Below are 20344 nucleotides of genomic sequence, written 5' to 3'. Positions count from 1 at the left end.
CAATAGGCGGCACTGCTAAAGAAACATACGCGAACATAGATGCTCGAAAAGGCTCCGTAAACAGCTGGTTATGGAATATTCAAGATGGCAAGCCTCAGTATGATGTATCAACGGATTTAGCATCAGATAAACAAGCTTACCAATATTATGATTGGTTTGATTCATATTCATCGGAAAATGAAGACTCAGAAGATTACATACAATCTGACTTAAAAATTGAATTTGATGGAGACTTTTTTACCAGCTTTTATGTGGGTGCTAAATACCGGCAACATGAAATTAAAGGTATCAGGAATGACTTTCGTTGGGATGATGACATTCCAGATAATGGGGGTTACAGAGGTTATCTGCCGGGAACAGAGTGGTTCCATAACCCGGATTTTCACCCAGATGCTGAAACATTAGTTAGTGATACTGTTATTGATAATAGTGCCGGTAATACGGGGGCATTCGATTTCTTAGCATTTGATTTTGCAGCGCTAGATCAATATCTTAAAAGTAATTTTAGCGCGACCGTGGTACCTACTTTATCAGGTACTTACACTTTAGAAGAGAATATTTGGTCTGTTTATGCTCAAAGTAATTTTCAGTGGCAAGCATTACGCGGTAATTTTGGCGTACGTTATGTTAATACTGAACTAAGTACTTTAACGTATGACGATGTTGTTGGCCAAGATGACGATGATACTGAGCCGAATGAACGTACAAGTGATGATGGTGAATGGTTGCCAAGTCTAAATTTAGCGTGGGATGTGAATGACGACGTAGTGGTGCGCTTTGCTGCGGCTAGAGCCATGTCACGTGTTAGTTATTCTGATCTTAGTCAAGCTGAGTCGTATGGTCCTCCAGTTAATATTAATTCACCTGACTCATGGACAGGCAGGGGCACGGGTACATCTGTAAACACTGGCTTAGACCCAATGTTATCAGATCAAGTTGATTTAGGAATAGAATGGTATTACGCAGGTGGATCAGCTTTAGGCGCTACTCTATTTAATAAAGACATTTCAAATTTACCTATTTCATCGTTGGAAATTGTCGAGCGAGAACATGATTGCTGTAACGGCCCAATTGAAGTAGAAATGAATACAAAAGTGGGCGGTGGTGAAGCTGAATCTACCGGGGTAGAGTTATTTTTTCAGCATTCGTTTGAAAGTGGCTTTGGTTTGTTAGCCAATTATACATTTACTGATACAAGCACTAGTGAGGTCTCTACTGAAGGTATTAAAACAGCAGCTGAGATCCCAGGAACCGCTAAACATCAATATAATCTGTCAGTTTACTTTGAGAACGATGATTTTAGTGTTCGGGCTTCTTATAACTGGAAAGATGATCGCGCAAATGGGATCCACAAAGGGTATAATATGTATACTAAAGACTATGGACAGTTAGATATTAATGCGGCTTATAATTTAACTGAACAACTGTCATTAACAGCCTCTGTGGTTAACTTAACAGAGGAAGTTGAAGAAGGTTATTGGAAACAAGAAAACAGATTTACTTATAACGAATATACCGGCAGGCGCTTTTATCTAGGCGCTAACTATAATTTCTGATCCATAGTTAACATTATTGATAAAATAACTCATAGGTGAAAAACCCAGCAACTTTTGTTGGGTTTTTTATTGCAATAAATGTTATAACATTGTTTAAGGTGCATTTAGTTGTGCTGAGAGGGCTTTAAAGTTACCAATCACTCCTCGTGTATCTATTTCACTTTTATATTGGTTAGTTGCTGACGACCGCTAGATTAATTAAAAGTCCGACTGCAGTACTTCATGAATGCACTTTCGTCTTCAGTTGTTTGCACTGAACCACCTTCGTTAAATACTTCTTGAGCTATAGGGATATTGATCTTTGCAGATACTTATAAGTAACCAAGTTGAGTTAAAAACATACGCATAGCAACCACGATTCGTATTCCGGCCCATTGGCTTACTGAATAGGTATAATTGCGTTTGGCTTGTTAGAAGTGATTAGCTAGAAAAGTGATTTAAAAGGTTAGCAAAAGCAAGACTCATAGAGTGGTTACAGTCGAGCTCACATAACATAACCATCCGCTGATATTTTTCTGCAAGGGCGTTGAGTGGTTCGTGGGCTTTCCCTTTAGCAAATTGCGGTTTGCAAACCGAATCTAACGAATAGCCTAATGGGTCAATTAATTCAAACTGATTTACGGAACAATGTTTTGTAAATAACTAAGAGTTAATTTTGCGATGCGTAAGGCTAACCTTTTAGATCTTGGTGGAGTGCTATCGCCTACTGTGCCTAAAACTTCATCCTTGATACTCTTATTCATTGTTTTAAAAACCAAAAGCGCTTTCATTGCTTAGTAGTAAATAGTTTAATCTTACATTGGGTGAATTACCTTAAATACACCTAACAAAAGTACTAGATTCCAAACTTTGCGGGTTTATTTTTCATCCAACGTGCCTCACTTCTTATGAAGTAGAACTGAACTAGCAAAACCTTCTGATATACTATAACATAACCTAAGATGTTTAACTAAAGAGATCAAAAATGAGTAAGAAACTGCCCGTCACAGTTTTATCTGGTTTTCTTGGCGCTGGTAAAACTACCGTTTTAAGTCATATTCTTAATAATCGTGAAAATAAAAAAGTAGCTGTTATCGTCAATGATATGAGTGACATTAATATCGATGCTGCCACTATAAAAAATGAGGTATCACTAAATCGCAGTAATGAAAAATTGGTTGAGTTGAGTAACGGATGTATTTGTTGTACTTTGCGAGAGGACTTACTCGTAGAGGTTACGAAACTTGCGAAAGAAGATCAGTTTGATTATTTAGTAATTGAATCTACAGGTATTTCAGAACCGCTGCCCGTTGCCGAAACTTTCACTTTTGCAGATGAAAATGATATTTCTTTGTCAGATATAGCTAGATTAGACTCAATGGTTACAATCGTTGATGCCGTAAACTTCTTACATGATTATGACAAAGCCGATTATCTACAAGAGGTGGGTGAGTCATTAGGTGAAGAGGATGAGCGAAGTGTCACCGACTTATTGGTTGATCAGGTTGAATTTGCCGATATCATTTTGATCAGCAAAACTGACCTAGTAAGCAAAGAGCAAATTGCTAATTTAACAGCTATTTTAAAAACGCTGAATACCCAAGCCAAAATCATCCCTATATCGGCAGGCAATGTAGTAATAGATGAAATCCTAGATACCGGTTTATTTAACTTTACCAAAGCGCAGCAAGCGCCGGGGTGGCTTAAGGAAATACGTGGTGAGCATATTCCAGAAACTCAGGAATATGGGATAAGTAGTTTTAATTATATTGCGCATCGTCCTTTTGATCCTAACAAGTTCTATCAATTTCTGCATAACACTGAACAGTATGGCAAGTTATTACGGTCTAAAGGTTACTTTTGGTTGGCAACGCGTCCTGAATTTTGCGGGCAATGGAATCAAGCTGGTGGTATCGCCGATCATGGTTTTGCGGGTATGTTTTATAAATCTCTACCTAAAACTGAGTGGCCAATAGATGAAGAAGCTTTGGCGGAAATTAACAGTAAATGGCAAGAACCATTTGGCGATATGCGTCAAGAGCTGGTTTTTATAGGACAATCTCTAAACCAAGAAGCGATGACCGTAGCACTGGATGCTTGTCTACTCAGTGATGACTTATTACTTCAAGGTAAAGAAAGGTGGAGGTCCCTTAAGGATCCATTTCCAGTTTGGGAGGAAAGTTTATGAGTTCACTGGCTAAAGCCATAGAAATAGAAGAGGTACTTTATCGTCGTGCATCATTAGACACTGACCCGAATATATTTACTGATATTTATCGCTCAGATGTAAATATCGTTATTTGGCAACGACAAATTGATAAAATGTTATCCGAAGCAGTAGATGAGCTTATTAGTACTGATAATATTAAGCCTGTAGAAATAGCGGTTTCACCAGAGCATACGCATGATGAACTGTGCCGTCTTTTGGGTGGGTCAAGTGCGGCCATTACATTGAGTAAAGACATTGCTTTACTTGTTGATATGTTTTGTTGTCTGTTTGATTTAAAGCGCGCGGGACTACGCTTAACAATGCTTGATAAAGCCATGTGCCCTCGTTTTCATGTTGATAAGATACCATGTAGACTAGTTTCCACTTATCAAGGGGTTACAACGCAGTGGCTGGCACATGACAAGGTAGATCGCACTAAGCTAGGTGCTGGAAATAACGGCAAGACTGATGAAGATTCTGGTCTATTTGAGCACCTTGAAGATATACAACAACTTAATCAAGGTGATGTAGCACTTTTAAAAGGTGAAAACTGGCAAGATGATAACCAAGGAGCAGGCTTAGTGCATCGCTCTCCTTCAGTTGAGCAAGGAGCAAAGCGTTTATTGCTTACGCTTGATTTCATGTAAATTTGTCAAAGTGAAATTATAGTAAAAGGGCGCTCACAGCGCCCTTTAATAACTTAAGTGAGGTTACTTTTTTTCTTCGTCAGGTAATGTGACGTTAAGCTCAAGCACTGCTAAGTCGTCTTCATTTTGATCAAACTGAACTTGTACCGCATCAGTATTAACATTCACATATTTGCGTATAACAGCAAGAATATCTTGTTTTAATTGTGGTAAGTAATCGGGTGTACCACGTTGTGAACGTTCGTGCGCAACAATTATTTGCAATCGCTCTTTTGCCAGTGACGCACTGTTTTTCTTTTCTGAGCGGAAATAGTCAAGTAGTGACATATTAACCTCCAAAAATCCGTTTGAACAAGCCTTTTTTCTCAACATCTAAAAAGCGAAAATCAACGGTTTCACCTAATAAACGACTAATTGCATCAGCATATGCTTGGCCAGCATCAGACTCATTATCTAAAATCACAGGTTGGCCTGAATTTGAAGCACTTAACACTGCTTGTGACTCGGGTATAACACCTAAAAGCGGAATAGATAAAATATCTTGTACATCTTCAACTGACAGCATTTCACCTCTAAGTACACGATCAGGGTTATAACGCGTTAATAGTAAATGTTCTTTAATATCTTCTAAGCCTTCTTCAGCACGTTTTGATTTACTGTGCAATATACCTAAAATTCTATCAGAGTCACGTACCGAGGATACCTCAGGGTTTGTGGTCACAATGGCTTCATCTGCAAAGTACATTGCCATCATAGCGCCTGCTTCAATACCCGCTGGTGAATCGCAAACAATATAGTCAAAATCTTTTTTTAATTCATTTAAAACGCGCTCGACACCATCACGGGTAAGGGCATCTTTATCACGCGTTTGTGAAGCGGGTAATAAAAATAGCTTTTCAACTCGCTTGTCTTTTATCAGCGCCTGATTAAGGTTAGCATCGCCATTTATAACATTTACAAAATCATAGACAACTCGGCGTTCGCAGCCCATGATCAAGTCAAGGTTACGTAAACCAATATCAAAATCAATAATAACCGTTTTATAGCCTTTTAGCGCTAAACCTGTACCAATAGCAGCACTTGATGTTGTTTTACCAACACCGCCTTTACCCGAAGTAACGACAATTATTTTTGCCATAAGATTTATCCTTTAACCAAAGCTGAAATTTCTAATGAATTATTTTTTTGTTTAATTTGTACTGTATTGCCCCAGTATTCACCTTGTAATGAATCACTAAGCCAGTAATTACCATTGATTGAGACCAGTTCAGCTTCTAATTTTTGGCAAAATACATGCGCCTCATCATAGCCTTGTGCTCCCGCAATAGCGCGTCCGCGTAATGTGCCGTAAATATGCACATTACCATCACTTATCACTTCGGCGCCGTGACTTACGGCACCAATAACAATTAAGTCACGATCTTTAGCATACACTTGCTGACCTGAACGCACGGTGCCATTTATAACTTGTGCAGGTAAATGTATGTTTTTTTCAACAATCGATGTATTAGGTTGTTTAACGTTGTCCACTTTTACGTCTTGCGCATAGTTAAGAACAGATAAACCAGCTGCTTTTGCGTTGTTATGTTGTGTATCATCACCATTACAAACCCCAACAGGGTTAAATGCGAGGCTGCTTAACATCGTTTTCAATTGTGCAAAGTCAAATTTAGTGTGCTGTACATCAGCTAAGTTTATAACAATAGGAGCCCCGGCAAAAAACTTAGGTGCTTGGGCTATTTTTTCATCTAGTTGTTTCGAAAGAAGGGCCGTATCATCGCTCATCAAATGAAGCACTGATAATGTAAATAGATTCCCTTTTAACTCAAAAATTTGTTCTGACATAAGTACTCAATTCAATTCGCTGATCATAAATTTTTTAATATAAACGCAGCATGAACAGCGCCTTAATTGTAAAAATCTAATCTAATTCTGCTAACTTATTATAACTCTCATGTTATAGTGTGCTGCACTGTTTCGCAAGATTTTATAGGCTCATAATGCTTACTGCGGTATATAAAAGTAAGAAAAAATCAGATACTTTTCTTTATGTTGAAAAAAGAGATGATTTTAGTAAGGTTCCGGAACCTTTAATGGCGATGTTTGGTCAACCTCAGTATGTGATGATTATAAATCTCGCTAAACGTGAAAAACTCGGTGGTTCTTCCCTTAGTTTAGTAAAACAAGCGTTAACTGATGATGGCTTTTATCTTCAGTTACCTCCGCCAAAAGAAAATTTACTCTCTGAGTTACGTAAAAGAAATGGAGTTGATAGTGACTAAATTAGCATTCAAAAAACTGGCAATACTTTTATGTAGTGCCTGTATAAGTACATCGGCGCTGGCCAATACGAAAGCGCAATTTAACGAGTACGTCAATAACCTCAAACTCGAAGCAAAACAGAAAGGGTATGATGAGAAATTAATAAACGATGCATTTCAAAAAGTAGAATTTAAAGAGAAAGTGATATCAGCTGATAAAAGTCAGCCTGAAGTTAAAGAGACTCTCGAAACCTATTTACCTAAGCGTGTACCGCAGTGGAAAGTTGACCGTGCACGTAAGTTGTATAAAGAAAACCAGCAATTGTTAGATCAAGTAGCCAAAGAGTTTGGGGTGCAAGCACGTTTTATTGTTGCACTGTGGGGGCTTGAAAGTAATTTTGGTAAAATTCAAGGCGGTCATAACGTGATCGAGTCTGTGGTGACTCTTGCTTTTGATGGACGCCGAGAAACAATGTATAAAAAGCAATTATGGGCAGCGCTTGATATATTAAAAGAGGGCCATATCACGCTTGATAAATTTAAAGGCTCTTGGGCGGGCGCAATGGGGCAAACCCAGTTTATGCCGACCTCTTTTAATGCCTATGCGATTGATTATGATAATGATGGTCGTAAAGATATTTGGACAACAGAGGCTGATGCGTTTGCATCAATAGCTAACTATCTTAAGCAAGCTGGATGGGATGATAACTTAACTTGGGGTCGTCAAGTTCAATTACCAGACAACTTTGATAATACAAATATTCTCAAGCGTGGTACCAGGACTCGCACCCAATGGTTAGAATACTGGCGTGATTCTCAACGTAGCTTAGCTGATTGGCAGGCTCTTGGCGTGCGTAAAATGGATAATGCTGATTTACCTAATGTTGACGTAACTGCAGCAATGGTGATGCCTGATGATATTAATGGCCGTATGTATTTAGCTTATGACAACTATAAAGCGCTAATGCATTGGAATCGTTCATATTACTTTGCGACTAGTGTCGGTTATTTATCTGACCGAATTGGTTATCCGGCCATATAATAAGTATAAACTATAAAGCCGCATTTTATGCGGCTTTATTTTGATAAATCACTTTCGTGTTTATTTTTTCATTATTTTATCTTTAAAGTCGAGTACTTTGCCAATTCCTGAGCCTAACTTCATCAAGCTTTGTAATTGCTCTGGACTGAGTCGTTGCAACTCAGCTGACCACTTAGTAACAGTTTCTAATAAATCATGGACTTCTTGCATTTGTTGTTGTGCAAAACGTTCATCGTCGTTATTAGCTTCTTCTAGAATATTGTCGCGTAGTAAGCTTAAAGTCGGATCAATTTCGCGTTTTTTACGCTCTTCAAATACTTTATTGGCCATATCCCAAATACTGCCGGCAGGGGCATAATATTCCTTCCTGTCACCTGGAATATGTTGTACTTTAATTAATCGCCATGACTGTAACTCTTTAATGCCCATACTGACATTTCCACGAGAAATACTTAGTGTGTCGGCAATTTCATTGGCCGTCATAGGTTCTTTGGTGATGATCAATAAACCGCACATCTGTCCTATTGTGCGGTTAAAGCCCCAACGGCTGCCCATTTCACCGCAGTGCATAACAAAGGCAAAGTTTTTTTCAGATAAAGTCATGGCTTTTCAAGTTTCAATAAATTATGAAATTAATGCTAGCATGCTGAACGGGTATAGCAAGTGTTAGCTTCGCATGTGTTTATTAATATCAACCTGATTATTATTTATCTATTAAGCATGATTGAAATTAAGAAGCATATTGTTAAATTTTACTAAGCGGTAATCGCTAAAAGTAGTTAGACAGCGGCACTCAAAAAAACACACTAATAAGTTTTTTTTTGCACTAAGCGTAATAAACTACGTATTTATTAGGCTAAGTAACAGAATTTTTTATGATCCTTCTGATGCAGCTTAACTTATGTCTATTCCAATGATCACAGAGTCGCTTTTTGGCACTCAGATAATTTTACTGATTCATTATCCTCTTTTGTGGTTTTTTCTTAGCAACTAGCTCGCCTTACTATTTCAATATTTTATCTTTACAGTTGAGCTTTTTGCTAATTCCTAACCGTAACTCTAAGAAGCTTTGTCACTGTTTTGTAGGGGCTTGTATGTAGTAATAAATCATAAACCTATTTCATTTGCTTCTTATCTATTAATGAGTAGCATTTAAAGTTGATGCTACTCAGCTGATTCATTTGTAAATAGCTTAAGCTAATACTTGGCCATTACAATGTATAGCTAAAGGTGAGTTTTGCATTTCGTTTTTCTCCAGGCATTCCACCTAAAAACATCGCTTTAGAGTAATACTCTTTATTATAAAGATTATTTAGGTTTCTTTAGCAACGCTGTTTTGCTATCTAAAACTGCGGGTAGCTTAATGTATTGCCCATCTTTTTTATAACAGAGCGTTTCATCAAACTCTACTTGTGTGATAATGCCAATTATCAATTGCACATTTGTAATGTACTTTGTGATGCATTTTTTACCAGATCCATATCAACCATTGCTTTAGCGCTGAGGTATGTCGTTGTTTAGATATTAATGAGGCAATAACAGTGTTGAGATAGAGATATAAAGTGTTTGTTATTCTTTTTCCACACTCCAACAGTCGAAAATTAATACAACAGGCACAAATAACAAGTAAATAAATAACGATAGATGGCATAGTAACCATACATATTTTGTAGGATGAAATAACGGATGAAATTATTAAAAGCTGCACTGATCAGTAGTGCTATAGTGTTTACATTAAGTGGTTGTTCGCAACAGAATGATTCAGTAATGTCCGATACAAAAAACACAAAAAAACCGGCTACCAGCAAACAAGAGCTTAGTGCTGCGCAGACTCTCTCAGAGTTAGTCGCTCAATATTTTGAAGATTCTTTAACATTCAGGCCTATTAATGCGACTTACATCGGCAGAAGTGAATTTAATGATCAATTCATCGCACCTATAAATAAAAGTAATCGTGACAAAAAACATGCTTTTATCAAAGAGTATCAAGCTAAACTTGCCGCAATTGACAAGTCAGCACTTACTGGGCAAGCATTACTTAATTATGAAATTTTAGCCCGTGACTTATCTCTGACGTTAGAGGCTGAGCAGTTCCCAAGTTATTTATTACCAATAAATCAAATGGGGGGAGCACAAAATACTTTTGCCGGGTTAGGCTCTGGGCAAAGTGCACAGCCTTTTAAAACAGTGACGGACTATAAAGCGTTTATTAAACGTGCTGACGGGTTTATTGCTTGGTTAACAAGTGTAGAGCAAGCTATGCGTGAAGGCATTAAAGAGCATGTTGTATTACCTAAACCTCTTGCTGAAAAATTACTGCCTCAGTTTCAAGCTCACATTGTTACTAAACCTGAAGATTCACTTTTTTGGGGACCCATTAAACAGTTACCTGACAGTTTTACTGAACATCAAAAGGCTGATATTACGGCGCAATACAGTAAAATGATAACTAAAAAGTTAGTTCCGGCATATCAACAGATGGCTGACTTTTTAGCCAATGAATATATACCAAACAGTCGTAATACAATCGGCTATTCAGATTTACCAGATGGTAAAGCGTGGTACGAATATCAAATTAAAGAACACACGACGCTTGATTTATCTGCTAATGAAATTCATCAAATTGGTTTAAAGGAAGTTTCTCGTATTTTAGAGCAAATGAAAGACGTGAAAAGTACGGTTGGTTTTGATGGTACGCTTAATGAGTTTTTTACTCACCTTCGCGAATCTGATGAGTTTTACTACGAAACACCGCAAGCGTTGATCAAAGCATACGAAGACGTAAAAAATAAAATTGATGCTAAAATCCCGGCTCTTTTCGATGTATTTCCTAAAGCAGATTACGTTGTTAAACCGGTAGAGGAGTTCCGTGCTGAATCTGCCGCTGGCGCTTCTTATCAAGCCCCTGCACCTGATGGTTCTCGTCCAGGTATATTTTATATAAATACCTTTAATTTAAAAGCTCAGCCCAAATTTTTACTCGAGACATTGTCTATTCATGAAGCGGCTCCGGGGCATCATTTTCAAATAGCGCTTCAACAAGAAATTAAAGATTTACCATTATTTAGAAAGTTTGGCGGATACACCGTTTTTGCTGAAGGTTGGGCGCTTTACGCTGAAAGTCTGGGTAAAGAAATGGGTTTATTTACTGACCCATATATGTGGTATGGCCGCTTATCAGATGAGCAACTTAGAGCCATGCGGTTAGTACTTGATACAGGCTTTCATGCTAAAGGTTGGACACGCCAGCAGGGTATTGATTATATGCTGGATAACTCATCAATGGCGGAGTCTGATATTATTGCTGAAGTTGAAAGGTATATTGCATGGCCAGGCCAAGCCTTATCGTACAAGTTAGGTCAGTTTAAGATTCAAGAGTTACGTGATTACGCTAAAAATAAATTAGGGTCTAACTTTGATATTAAAGCGTTCCATACTCAAATTTTAATTGATGGCGCATTACCTATGCCTATCTTAGAAGAAAAAATTAAACGTTGGGTTAATACACAACTATGATAATTACACGTGCAAAGTGTGTTTGTACTTTGCGCGTTTAGTTCTGCTGAGTTAAAATGCGCGCTTGATGGGGCGGTTAGGTTAAGCAGTAATGACAAATAATAAATTTTGGCTTGAGAAATCACTTGGGCAAATGTCACAAAGTGAATGGGAAGCTGTTTGTGACGGTTGTGGTAAATGTTGTTTAAATACATTTATTGATAGCGAAGATGAAGATGAATTTAATGCCACCGATCAGCTTCGCGAAGGTGAAGAGTTACTATTTACTAATATTGTGTGCCAATACTTAGACAACCAAACTTGCGGATGTAGTGAATACGAAAACCGACAAACGTTAGTACCTTCATGCGTAAAACTCACCAAAGAAAATCTTAAAGATGTTTTTTTTATGCCGCAAAGCTGCAGTTATCGCCGTCTATATGAAGGGAGAGGGCTAGCGTCTTGGCATCCATTAAATAATGATGGAAGTAAAGCTTTAATGCATGAGCTGGGTATTTCAGTGCGTGATAAAACAGTAAAAGATTGCGATATAGAACTTGATGACTTCGATTTATATGTTACTGATTGGCCTAAAAGAGATATTGATTAATGAGTATTGCTAAAGCCAGTATTGGTTTGCTTAACCCTAAGAGTCCAACTAATGTGGGGGGCGTGTTACGTGCAGCAGGTTGTTATAACGCCCATCAAGTCTTTTTTACTGGGATGCGTTACCTTAATGCGAAAAAGTTTCATACCGACACCAAAAATGTACTTGAACGTATCCCTTTAGTCGGTTGTGATAATCTTTGTGATGTAAAACCAATAGGTGCTAAAGTTGTCGTTATTGAATTAATTGAAGGCGCGACTCCTTTACCTGATTTCAAGCATCCAGAAAATGCATTTTATATTTTTGGCCCTGAGGATGGTTCAATTAGTAAAGAAATTTTAGCTTGGTGTGATGAGGTTGTTTATATCCCCACAATTGGCTGCATGAACCTAGCTGCAACGTGTAATGTCGTATTATACGACCGTCAAGCAAAACTTGGTGGGGTGCACGCAAATGACGAGACTATCATTAATAGTCGCGATACGAATAACAAACTAAAATGGCATGCTACTCCAGCTAAGTAGGCTTTAATTTAACGCCTATCGGTTTTTAGTTGAACCTGCTTTTATATTTAGCAAAAATAACCAAGTCTGTTGGGTTATTAATATCAATTCAACAGAGCTAAAATTTGTTTGCAAGAGACCAGGATATAGATAAGGGCGTTGATTATAATTCTTAAGGTAAGCAAAGTTTAATCTTAAATCGCCAACAGCTAATAATTATTCTTTTTAATAAGTATGTTCAATTCGAGTGTAAGCCCCTATTTTCCTCATTAGCGTTTTAAATATAGTGGCTAGCTATTGCAAAATTTTGGCGTATCACAGCCCGTTTTTTCATCGTTAGTGGCTTCGGTTTTTTATATTGTCGTAATGTAGTAGTGATGTTCTAAACCCCGGCTGCATTATTGACTATATAATAGTTAATGCTGCAATTGGAACGGCCAGAATAAAACATTGTGATCTTTTTTTCTCAGTGTGTAGAATCAGCTCTAACATTGTTACTGGAGTGAAAACTACGTGAGTGAAATTAATAAAAATCAGTCATATGCGACCAAAGATCCGCATCAAAATAATAATTACCGGCTTGCGCTTACAGCAATGACGACATTGTTCTTTTTATGGGGTTTTATCACGGTTTTAAACGATGTGCTGATCCCTCGCCTCAAAGGTGTGTTTGACCTTAGCTACACTGAAGCCATGATGATTCAGTTTTGCTTCTTCGGTGCTTATTTTATTGTTTCTTTACCTGCGGGAATATTAGTTAAAAGGTGGGGTTATAAAAATGGCGTACTGAGCGGCCTTATTGTTGCTTCACTCGGTTGTACATTGTTTTATCCTGCGGTGGTGATTCATGAGTATTGGTTGTTTTTAAGTGCACTTTTTGTATTGGCTGCAGGTGTCACTATACTGCAAGTCTCTGCTAACCCGTATGTTGCAGCTCTTGGCCCTGAAAAAACAGCATCTTCACGCCTTAACCTTGCACAAGCATTAAATTCATTAGGAACAACTGTCGGGCCGTATGTGGGCGGGATTTTGTTCTTTGGCGCTGCGGGTTCATTGACCGCAAACGCGGCAACGGCCGAGTCGGTTAAAGTGCCTTATTTAATGCTTGCTGGCGCGTTGATGACAATCGCTATTATTTTTGCTTTTTTTAAATTACCTCAAATTGCTGCCCACAATGGTTCTGAAGCTGACCATGCAAATATGGGCTCATTAATAAAGGCTCCGCATTTAATTATGGGTGTGATTGGTATATTTTGCTATGTGGGCGCTGAGGTTTCGATTGGTAGTTTCTTAGTTAATTATTTCGGTGAAGCGCATATTGCAGGTCTTCAAGAGCATGCTGCTGCAAAATTAATAGCCTATTACTGGGGTGGAGCAATGGTAGGGCGATTCATAGGCTCTGTGGTTTTACAAAAAATTGCTCCGTCAAAAGCTATTACTTTTAATGCTTTTGCTGCTATTGCGCTTTTATTAGTAACCATATTTACCGAAGGTAATATCGCACTGTATTCTGTACTTGCAATTGGTTTATTTAACTCAATTTTATTCCCAACTATATTTTCAGTGGCGATTGAAGGGTTGGGGTCACTAACTAGTAAAGGCTCAGGTTGGCTTTGTTTAGCGATTGTTGGTGGTGCGTTAGTGCCATTACTACAAGGTGTGGTGGCAGATACAGTTAATATTCAACAAAGCTTTTTTGTGCCTGTTATTTGTTATGTGTTTATTGCTTGGTACGGCTTAAATGTTGTACGACTTGCCAGTAAATGGCAAAAAGCTAATTAACGTATACTCAAGTTACCTCTGCACGGGGGAGCGTTCTTTAAAGCCACATAATTAAGATCGAAGCGCATAGTTTTCTATGCGCTTTTTCTTGTGCCGCTGTGCTATAAAAGCGTTACAGTAATGATTTTTTCAGTGTTACTTCCAAAATATTAAATGAACATGTTGCTAACAACCAAATTACTTATGATGCTCGAACTGACTATTTGATGTAGAATTATTAAAGTGGTACTCAATTCAGCTTGTCTGTAATTTGAAATGATTAAATAAGCTCGTCAATATTTATATCAACAAAAAGTAGCTCAATGTAATTTGTAAAGTAATGATTAAGGGATAATATAATGTCTAAAGCAAGGTTAATCTATGTTTACGACCCTATGTGTAGTTGGTGTTGGGGGTATAAAAACACCTGGAAAAAACTAGAAGAAAAACTAGCAGGGCTTGTTAAAGTTGATTATCGCGTGGGTGGCTTAGCCTCTGATAGCGTTGAGCCTATGGCATTATCAATGCAACAGTTTTTACAACAAACTTGGCGGCGTATTGCAGCACAAACTGGTGCGCAATTTAATTTTGACTTTTGGCATCAGTGTCAGCCTAAACGCTCTACTTATCCTGCTTGTCGGGCGATGTTGGTTGCTAGACTGTTCAATAATGAGCGAGCCATGCTAGAAACAATACAAAATGGTTATTATTTAAATGCAAAAAATCCTTCCGAGATAACAACACTTGCTGATTTTGCAACGTCCATCAATATACCTAAAGATGAATTTATTCGCTTGATACAAAGCGAGGAAATTGAACAACAGCTACAAAGCGAGCTTAATTTTGTTCATCAACTTCCTATTCAAGGCTTTCCTTCATTAGTGCTTGAAATTGATCAGCAATACTTTGCTATTGCTATTGATTACCAGAGTGAGAAAACTACCTACCAACAAATTCTTAATAATCTCAACAAGTAATAAGTCACATACCTTATATAAAGCGGTTTATTAAGACACTTTTACTGCAATAGCATGGCAACTGTCATATTTTCGTCTTTTTAGCGCAACATTGTTGTCACAGAACCCCGTTACACTTTCGCTCAATGATAAAAAGCAACTAGCAAATTCGCTAATTAACTAGTAAAGGTGTATGCGATGAAAGGCGTTAAACCATTGATCTTAGCTGGTGTTGTAGCCATAAGTGCGACAGCGCAAGCAAATGATTTAGACAATGTTATTGATAATAGCAGTGAGATTAATAAATCAGCTCTACAATCACAAAAAAAAATAGATAAGATTGCAGATTCAATTCAAGGGCGTTTACAGCAGTTTAAAACTCTCAACAAAGAAATTGACGGTTTAACAGTTTATAACGCACAGCTGACTAAGCAGATTAATAATCAATTAAGTGAAATGGAATCATTGAACCTATCAATGGATCAAGTTTCGATTATTGAACGTCAGATAACCCCTCTAATGCTACGTATGATCACCGGCCTTGAGCAATTTGTAGCACTTGATGTGCCGTTTTTATCAGCTGAGCGTAAAAAACGTGTGAGCTCTTTAAAAACTATGATGGATCGTGCAGATATAAATTCAAGTGAAAAGTTCCGCCGTGTGCTGGAGGCTTATCAGGTTGAAGTTGATTACGGGCGCACTATCGAAGCGTATACCGCTTTATTGGATGTTGATGGGAAGGAGCGTGAAGTTGACTTTTTACGTATTGGACGCCTAGAGCTTATTTATCTGACGCGCGATGGCAAAAAAGCAGGGAGCTGGAATAAAGATTCGAAGTCGTTCGTAGCATTACCTGATTCAACGATTAGTCAGATTAATAAAGGTTTACGTATTGCACGTAAGCAACTCGCCCCGGATATGTTAACTCTTCCAGTACACGCTGCAGAATAAGAGGCCAGAATGAAACTTTTTACTAAAATCACTCAGATTACCATATTGGCATCAACCCTTGGCTTCGTGGGTAATGTAGCCGCTGAAGAAATGAACTTAGACTCGCTATTAAGAACCTTAGAAGAGGGTAAAAAGCAGCAATCAGCACAAAATAAACAGCGTGAACAAGCGTTTGCCGCTCGTGAAGGTGAGCAAGTACAAATGCTTAAGGATACGCAAGAAAACCGTAACCAAATGTTAGTTGAATCTGAGCGCCTTGAAACTGAGTTTGAACAAAATGAAATAAAACTGGCAAATCTAACTGACACATTATCTAAAAGAATGGGCTCTCTTAAAGAGTTATTCGGTGTGCTACAGCAAGTAGCGGGTGACTCAAGTAATAAATTTGCCACTTCTGTAGTATCTGCACAAATCCCTGGTCGTGGTCAGTTTATGGATGAGCTTGCTCAAAAAATGGGGGCAACATCAAAGCTTGCATCAATTGAAGATATTGAAAAAGTGTGGTTTGAGTTACAACGTGAAATGACCGAACAAGGTAAAGTTGCTCGTTTTATGACTGATGTGATTGGTGAGGGCGGTAATAAAACACAGCAAGAAGTTCTACGTGTAGGTGCATTTAACCTTATTTCACAAGGTAAGTATTTAGAGTACACGCCATCAACAAATACCATAAGCCAATTAACCCGTCAGCCAAGTAGTCGCTTAACAGCTACAGCCGATAAGTTACAAAAAGCAAATGATGGTACGGTCCAGTTTGCCTTAGACCCGACAGGTGGCTCTATCTTAGGTTTATTAGTGCAAGCTCCAGGGACTTCTGAACAAGTTCATCAGGGTGGCGCTGTAGGCTATGTGATTTTGGGTGTGGGTTTACTGGCACTACTGATTGCTATTGAACGTTTTGTCTCGTTAATGCTGATGGGTGGAAAAATTCGTCGCCAACTTAAAGATGATGTAGCACGAGATGACAATCCTCTTGGACGCGTGATGAAAGTAAAAGATCAATATCCAGATGTAGCCTATGACACATTAGAACTCAAATTAAGCGAAGCAATTTTACGTGAAATGCCAACAATAACCCGTAACTTAACTCTTATTAAAATTATCTCAGTGGTTGCGCCATTACTCGGCTTACTCGGTACTGTGACGGGGATGATCAACACTTTCCAAGCGATAACACTTTTTGGTACAGGCGACCCTAAGCTGATGGCTGGGGGGATTTCTCAAGCGCTTGTTACTACGGTATTAGGTTTAGTTGTGGCAATTCCGACGGTATTTTTATACACCATTTTAAATACTCGGTCTAAAAACTTACTGCTTATTTTACAAGAACAAAGCGCTGGTATCATTGCTGAACGAAGTGAAAAAGGAGCTTAAGCCATGGTGCTATTGATTGATTCAATCAATGCTATCCGTGATTTTCTCGACACTGGTGGCCAAGTATTATTGGTCATCGCAGTGTTAATTTTCGCGATGTGGTTATTGATACTCGAGCGATTTATTTATTTTTTTAACGGTTATCATCGTTATAAAAAAACCATAAAAAGTAACTGGTTAAATAGAGGCGAGCGCAACAGTTGGAATGCTGAACAAATTCGCCAAGCCAATATTTCACGTGCGAGTATAAAGCTCAATACTAATTTAGCTCTAATTAATGTGATGGTTGCGCTTTGTCCGCTACTTGGTTTATTAGGCACCGTAACTGGAATGATAGAAGTATTTGATGTGATGGCAATAACGGGTACAGGAAGTGCACGTTCTATGGCATCTGGTGTATCAAAAGCCACTATCCCAACAATGGCTGGCATGGTTGGGGCGTTATCTGGGGTGTTTGCTTCAACGTACTTACAACGTAAAGCTAAGCGTGAAGCTGCCTTACTTGAAGATAGCATGGTCTTAGATCACTAAAATAAACAATTTAATAGATGAGTGATGTGCTCACTCATCTTAGGAGAACAAAATGAGAGCCCCATTAGGAAACCTTTTTCAAGAAGAGGAAGCCGAAGAAATTAACATGACACCGATGCTAGATGTGGTGTTTATTATGCTGATTTTCTTTATTGTTACCGCGACTTTCGTAAAAGAAGCGGGTATTGATGTTAATCGTCCAGAAGCTGCAACTTCTGTTAAAAAAGAACGTGCCAACATTTTAGTTGCTATTTCAGACGATGGTGAAATATGGATTAATAAACGCCAAATTGATGTACGTGCAGTACAAGCAAATATAGAGCGTTTAAAAGCAGAGAATCCACAAGGTAGTGTAGTGATCCAAGCGGATAAAAAATCCACTACAGATACTCTAATTAAAGTGATGGATGCAGCACGTGCCGCCGGGGTGTTTGATGTGTCAATAGCGGCACAAGAAGCCTAAGGAAACGCTAATGCGTTATTTAGTAGCATTAATTATTGCTGGTGTTGTTACCTTTTTACTTTTTTTAGGTATGCAAGCACTTATTTCCAGTGATGACGGCGCTATGACAGAACCAGCAAAAGGTACTGTGCTTGATTTTGTACGTCTTGAAAAAGAAGAAACGATACAAAAGAAAGAGCGTAAACCACAAAAACCACCAACACCAAAAGAACCGCCTCCACCAATGGAGTCACCACAAACACAAAATAGCGATCCGAATGCGAGTAATGCTAACTTTGATTTTGGTGCAAATGTAGACGCTGAAGTGAGCTTGGCAGGTGGGTTAGCCCTTGACTCAAGTGATGGCGAGTATTTACCAATCGTAAAAGTAGCACCTGTTTATCCACGGCGTGCGCTTACACGGGGTATAGAAGGCTATGTGATAGTTGAGTTTACGGTAACAAAACAAGGTACAGTAAAAGATCCTAAAGTGGTGAGAGCTGAGCCTGAATCACTCTTTGATCGCGCAGCTATGGATGCCGCACTTAAGTTTAAATATAAACCGCGTGTTGTTAATGGTGAAGCCGTTGAAGTCGCGGGTGTACAGAATAAAATTTCTTTTCAAATTAATGGTTAAGAGTTACGAGGCGATTATGAAATTATTAAAAACGGCTGTTATTTGCTCTATAGTATTAACATCAAGTGTCGTATTACCTTCAGTGATAAGTTTAGTACCCGGTGCGAATGTAGCTAAAGTATTTGCTGAAGAGCAACAAACAGTACGTGTCCCTGCGCTACGTGAAAAGGTATACAGTCAGTTAGCTCGGGCACAAAAGTTAGCGGATGATGGCGATGTTAAAGCAGGTTTAGCAGCGCTTGATTCAATCAATGAGCGTTCATCAAGTATGAACGACTATGAAATTGCAATGATGCATAACTTCTATGGTTTTATTTACTACAACGAAAACGACTTACCTAAAGCTATAGAGTCATTCGAAAATGTAGTGGGTGTTGATGCAATCCCTGAAACATTACGTTTAAGTACAACCTTTAGCCTAGCACAACTTGCTATGGCTAACGGTGATTATGACAAAGTTATAAAGTACTTAGCGCAGTGGGATAAAATTAATACCAAACCTAAAACTGATGCTTATTACGTATTAAAATCGCAAGCTTATTATCAGAAAAAAGAGTACCAGCAAGGGGTTGATAATATTAACCAAGCAATTGCCCAAGCGGACCGCGAAGGCAGAGTACCAAAAGAAAACTGGTTAGTATTGCAGCGAGCTATGTACTACTCACTTAATCAACCAAAAGAAGTAGTTAAAGTTTTAGAACGCATGGTTAAGTTGTTTAATAAACCAGAGTACTGGGTGCAACTTAGTGGTATGTATGGTGAAACAGGTCAAGAAGAAAGGCAATTAGCTGTACTTGAAGCGGCTTACCAACAAGGCTTTTTAAAGAGTAAGTCTGACCTTAACCAGCTATCGCAGGTTTATCTATTTAATGGTTTAGCATTTAAAGCAGCCTCTGTTATGGAGCAAGGTATCGATAGTGGTGTAATAGAAGATACGGCGAAAAACTATGCCTTTATTGCAGAAGCGATGGTACAAGCAAAAGAAGATTCAAAGTCGATTGTTTATTTTACCAAAGCTGCTGAGGAGTCAAATCATGGTAAATTTGAACAGCGTTTAGCCGAGATTTATGTAAACCTTGAAAAGTATGATGAGGCCGCTGATGCCGCCCGTAAAGCACTCAATAAAGGCTCGTTAGAGTTTGAGTCAAATGCATATGTTGCTCTGGGTATGGCGCAGTACAATTTACAAAATTTTGATGCTTCAATTTTAGCTTTTGAACAGGCGGAGAAACATAAAAAATCACAGCGTTTAGCGAGCCAATGGATAAAATACGTTAAGCGAGAAAAGATACACGCAGAAGTACTTCGAACGGCTGTGCTTTAATAAATTTAAATTAATTAAATTATAGTCACTATTTCTAATCGCAACACCAAAACCGCCTTCGGGCGGTTT

The 20344-nt window shown here is 38.4% G+C and carries 20 protein-coding genes; 16 read left to right on the top strand and 4 right to left on the bottom strand.

The window, feature by feature from the left end; all coding sequences use genetic code 11:
* From ACT3RM_RS11730 to ACT3RM_RS11720, 3 genes are all read left to right on the top strand, one after another.
* On the top strand, window positions 1–1556 hold a 1556-nt coding region (locus ACT3RM_RS11730; RefSeq protein ID WP_444511379.1), incomplete at its 5' end, for a TonB-dependent receptor.
* A gap of 964 nt (window positions 1557–2520) precedes the next feature.
* The gene (zigA, locus tag ACT3RM_RS11725) at window positions 2521–3723 is read left to right on the top strand and encodes a zinc metallochaperone GTPase ZigA (protein ID WP_441835453.1); all 1203 of its coding nucleotides are present in this window, start codon (window positions 2521–2523) and stop codon (window positions 3721–3723) included.
* Entirely contained in the window at window positions 3720–4391 is a 672-nt protein-coding gene (locus ACT3RM_RS11720) for a DUF1826 domain-containing protein (protein ID WP_441835454.1), read from the top strand. Before zigA ends, ACT3RM_RS11720 begins: the two co-directional genes overlap by 4 nt.
* 63 nt (window positions 4392–4454) lie before the next feature.
* Here the strand turns inward: ACT3RM_RS11720 and minE are convergent, their stop codons facing one another.
* From minE to minC, 3 genes are read right to left on the bottom strand one after another with little or no spacing between them, the layout of a single operon-like run.
* A complete protein-coding gene (minE, locus tag ACT3RM_RS11715) occupies window positions 4455–4718 on the bottom strand; it encodes a cell division topological specificity factor MinE (protein WP_441835455.1) in 264 nt (87 codons plus the stop codon).
* 1 nt (window position 4719) lies between these two features.
* A complete protein-coding gene (gene minD, locus ACT3RM_RS11710) occupies window positions 4720–5529 on the bottom strand; it encodes a septum site-determining protein MinD (RefSeq protein WP_441835456.1) in 810 nt (269 codons plus the stop codon).
* 5 nt (window positions 5530–5534) lie between these two features.
* Window positions 5535–6236, bottom strand: coding sequence for a septum site-determining protein MinC (minC, locus tag ACT3RM_RS11705; RefSeq protein ID WP_441835457.1), 702 nt, complete (start codon window positions 6234–6236; stop codon window positions 5535–5537).
* 155 nt (window positions 6237–6391) lie between these two features.
* Here minC and ACT3RM_RS11700 point away from each other — a divergent pair, with 155 nt between their 5' ends.
* Window positions 6392–6673: a YcgL domain-containing protein gene (locus ACT3RM_RS11700; RefSeq protein ID WP_441835458.1), complete on the top strand. Its 282-nt coding sequence runs from the start codon at window positions 6392–6394 to the stop codon at window positions 6671–6673.
* A complete protein-coding gene (locus ACT3RM_RS11695) occupies window positions 6654–7694 on the top strand; it encodes a lytic murein transglycosylase (protein WP_441835459.1) in 1041 nt (346 codons plus the stop codon). Before ACT3RM_RS11700 ends, ACT3RM_RS11695 begins: the two co-directional genes overlap by 20 nt.
* Before the next feature lie 60 nt (window positions 7695–7754).
* On the opposite strand, the gene ACT3RM_RS11690 is transcribed toward ACT3RM_RS11695, so the two are convergent.
* The gene (locus tag ACT3RM_RS11690) at window positions 7755–8297 is read right to left on the bottom strand and encodes a GbsR/MarR family transcriptional regulator (RefSeq protein ID WP_441835460.1); all 543 of its coding nucleotides are present in this window, start codon (window positions 8295–8297) and stop codon (window positions 7755–7757) included.
* Window positions 8298–9380: 1083 nt separating this feature from the next.
* Between ACT3RM_RS11690 and ACT3RM_RS11685 the strand changes: the two genes are divergently transcribed.
* From ACT3RM_RS11685 to ACT3RM_RS11635, 11 genes are all read left to right on the top strand, one after another.
* Entirely contained in the window at window positions 9381–11210 is a 1830-nt protein-coding gene (locus ACT3RM_RS11685; protein ID WP_441835461.1) for a DUF885 domain-containing protein, read from the top strand.
* A gap of 91 nt (window positions 11211–11301) precedes the next feature.
* On the top strand, window positions 11302–11799 hold the full coding sequence (locus tag ACT3RM_RS11680) for a YcgN family cysteine cluster protein (protein ID WP_441835462.1): 498 nt from the start codon (window positions 11302–11304) through the stop codon (window positions 11797–11799).
* On the top strand, window positions 11799–12320 hold the full coding sequence (locus ACT3RM_RS11675; RefSeq protein WP_441835463.1) for an RNA methyltransferase: 522 nt from the start codon (window positions 11799–11801) through the stop codon (window positions 12318–12320). The genes ACT3RM_RS11680 and ACT3RM_RS11675 overlap by 1 nt, the downstream gene beginning before the upstream one ends.
* A 492-nt stretch (window positions 12321–12812) precedes the next feature.
* Entirely contained in the window at window positions 12813–14081 is a 1269-nt protein-coding gene (locus ACT3RM_RS11670; protein WP_441835464.1) for a sugar MFS transporter, read from the top strand.
* A 338-nt stretch (window positions 14082–14419) separates the two neighbouring features.
* Entirely contained in the window at window positions 14420–15037 is a 618-nt protein-coding gene (locus ACT3RM_RS11665) for a DsbA family protein (RefSeq protein WP_441835465.1), read from the top strand.
* A 177-nt stretch (window positions 15038–15214) separates the two neighbouring features.
* Window positions 15215–15967, top strand: coding sequence for a DUF3450 domain-containing protein (locus tag ACT3RM_RS11660; protein ID WP_441835466.1), 753 nt, complete (start codon window positions 15215–15217; stop codon window positions 15965–15967).
* Window positions 15968–15976: 9 nt separating this feature from the next.
* A complete protein-coding gene (locus ACT3RM_RS11655; RefSeq protein WP_441835467.1) occupies window positions 15977–17341 on the top strand; it encodes a MotA/TolQ/ExbB proton channel family protein in 1365 nt (454 codons plus the stop codon).
* A gap of 3 nt (window positions 17342–17344) precedes the next feature.
* Window positions 17345–17872, top strand: coding sequence for a MotA/TolQ/ExbB proton channel family protein (locus ACT3RM_RS11650; protein ID WP_441835468.1), 528 nt, complete (start codon window positions 17345–17347; stop codon window positions 17870–17872).
* A 52-nt stretch (window positions 17873–17924) separates the two neighbouring features.
* Complete coding sequence (locus ACT3RM_RS11645) at window positions 17925–18335, top strand: ExbD/TolR family protein (RefSeq protein WP_441835469.1); 411 nt, start codon at window positions 17925–17927, stop codon at window positions 18333–18335.
* 10 nt (window positions 18336–18345) lie between these two features.
* On the top strand, window positions 18346–18951 hold the full coding sequence (locus ACT3RM_RS11640; RefSeq protein ID WP_441835470.1) for an energy transducer TonB: 606 nt from the start codon (window positions 18346–18348) through the stop codon (window positions 18949–18951).
* A gap of 16 nt (window positions 18952–18967) precedes the next feature.
* Window positions 18968–20275 carry a tetratricopeptide repeat protein gene (locus ACT3RM_RS11635; RefSeq protein WP_441835471.1) on the top strand — a complete coding sequence of 436 codons (1308 nt, stop codon included), beginning with the start codon at window positions 18968–18970 and terminating at the stop codon, window positions 20273–20275.
* Window positions 20276–20344: the final 69 nt, after the last annotated feature.

It is taken from the genome of Pseudoalteromonas sp. AOP7-A1-14, from assembly GCF_052376275.1.
In the GTDB taxonomy this organism is placed as follows: Bacteria; Pseudomonadota; Gammaproteobacteria; order Enterobacterales; family Alteromonadaceae; genus Pseudoalteromonas.
The sequence above is the reverse complement of the archived record's forward strand: the minus strand, read 5'-3'. Positions and strand labels throughout refer to the sequence as shown.

Coding starts and splice junctions, on each gene's coding strand:
- ACT3RM_RS11700 (WP_441835458.1), top strand. CDS start 6,392: ATGCTTACTGCGGTATATAAAAGTAAGAAAAAATCAGATACTTTTCTT.
- minC (WP_441835457.1), bottom strand. CDS start 6,236: ATGTCAGAACAAATTTTTGAGTTAAAAGGGAATCTATTTACATTATCA.
- ACT3RM_RS11655 (WP_441835467.1), top strand. CDS start 15,977: ATGAAACTTTTTACTAAAATCACTCAGATTACCATATTGGCATCAACC.
- ACT3RM_RS11690 (WP_441835460.1), bottom strand. CDS start 8,297: ATGACTTTATCTGAAAAAAACTTTGCCTTTGTTATGCACTGCGGTGAA.
- ACT3RM_RS11720 (WP_441835454.1), top strand. CDS start 3,720: ATGAGTTCACTGGCTAAAGCCATAGAAATAGAAGAGGTACTTTATCGT.
- minD (WP_441835456.1), bottom strand. CDS start 5,529: ATGGCAAAAATAATTGTCGTTACTTCGGGTAAAGGCGGTGTTGGTAAA.
- ACT3RM_RS11665 (WP_441835465.1), top strand. CDS start 14,420: ATGTCTAAAGCAAGGTTAATCTATGTTTACGACCCTATGTGTAGTTGG.
- zigA (WP_441835453.1), top strand. CDS start 2,521: ATGAGTAAGAAACTGCCCGTCACAGTTTTATCTGGTTTTCTTGGCGCT.
- ACT3RM_RS11650 (WP_441835468.1), top strand. CDS start 17,345: ATGGTGCTATTGATTGATTCAATCAATGCTATCCGTGATTTTCTCGAC.
- ACT3RM_RS11695 (WP_441835459.1), top strand. CDS start 6,654: ATGGAGTTGATAGTGACTAAATTAGCATTCAAAAAACTGGCAATACTT.
- ACT3RM_RS11635 (WP_441835471.1), top strand. CDS start 18,968: ATGAAATTATTAAAAACGGCTGTTATTTGCTCTATAGTATTAACATCA.
- ACT3RM_RS11645 (WP_441835469.1), top strand. CDS start 17,925: ATGAGAGCCCCATTAGGAAACCTTTTTCAAGAAGAGGAAGCCGAAGAA.
- minE (WP_441835455.1), bottom strand. CDS start 4,718: ATGTCACTACTTGACTATTTCCGCTCAGAAAAGAAAAACAGTGCGTCA.
- ACT3RM_RS11680 (WP_441835462.1), top strand. CDS start 11,302: ATGACAAATAATAAATTTTGGCTTGAGAAATCACTTGGGCAAATGTCA.
- ACT3RM_RS11660 (WP_441835466.1), top strand. CDS start 15,215: ATGAAAGGCGTTAAACCATTGATCTTAGCTGGTGTTGTAGCCATAAGT.
- ACT3RM_RS11640 (WP_441835470.1), top strand. CDS start 18,346: ATGCGTTATTTAGTAGCATTAATTATTGCTGGTGTTGTTACCTTTTTA.
- ACT3RM_RS11685 (WP_441835461.1), top strand. CDS start 9,381: ATGAAATTATTAAAAGCTGCACTGATCAGTAGTGCTATAGTGTTTACA.
- ACT3RM_RS11675 (WP_441835463.1), top strand. CDS start 11,799: ATGAGTATTGCTAAAGCCAGTATTGGTTTGCTTAACCCTAAGAGTCCA.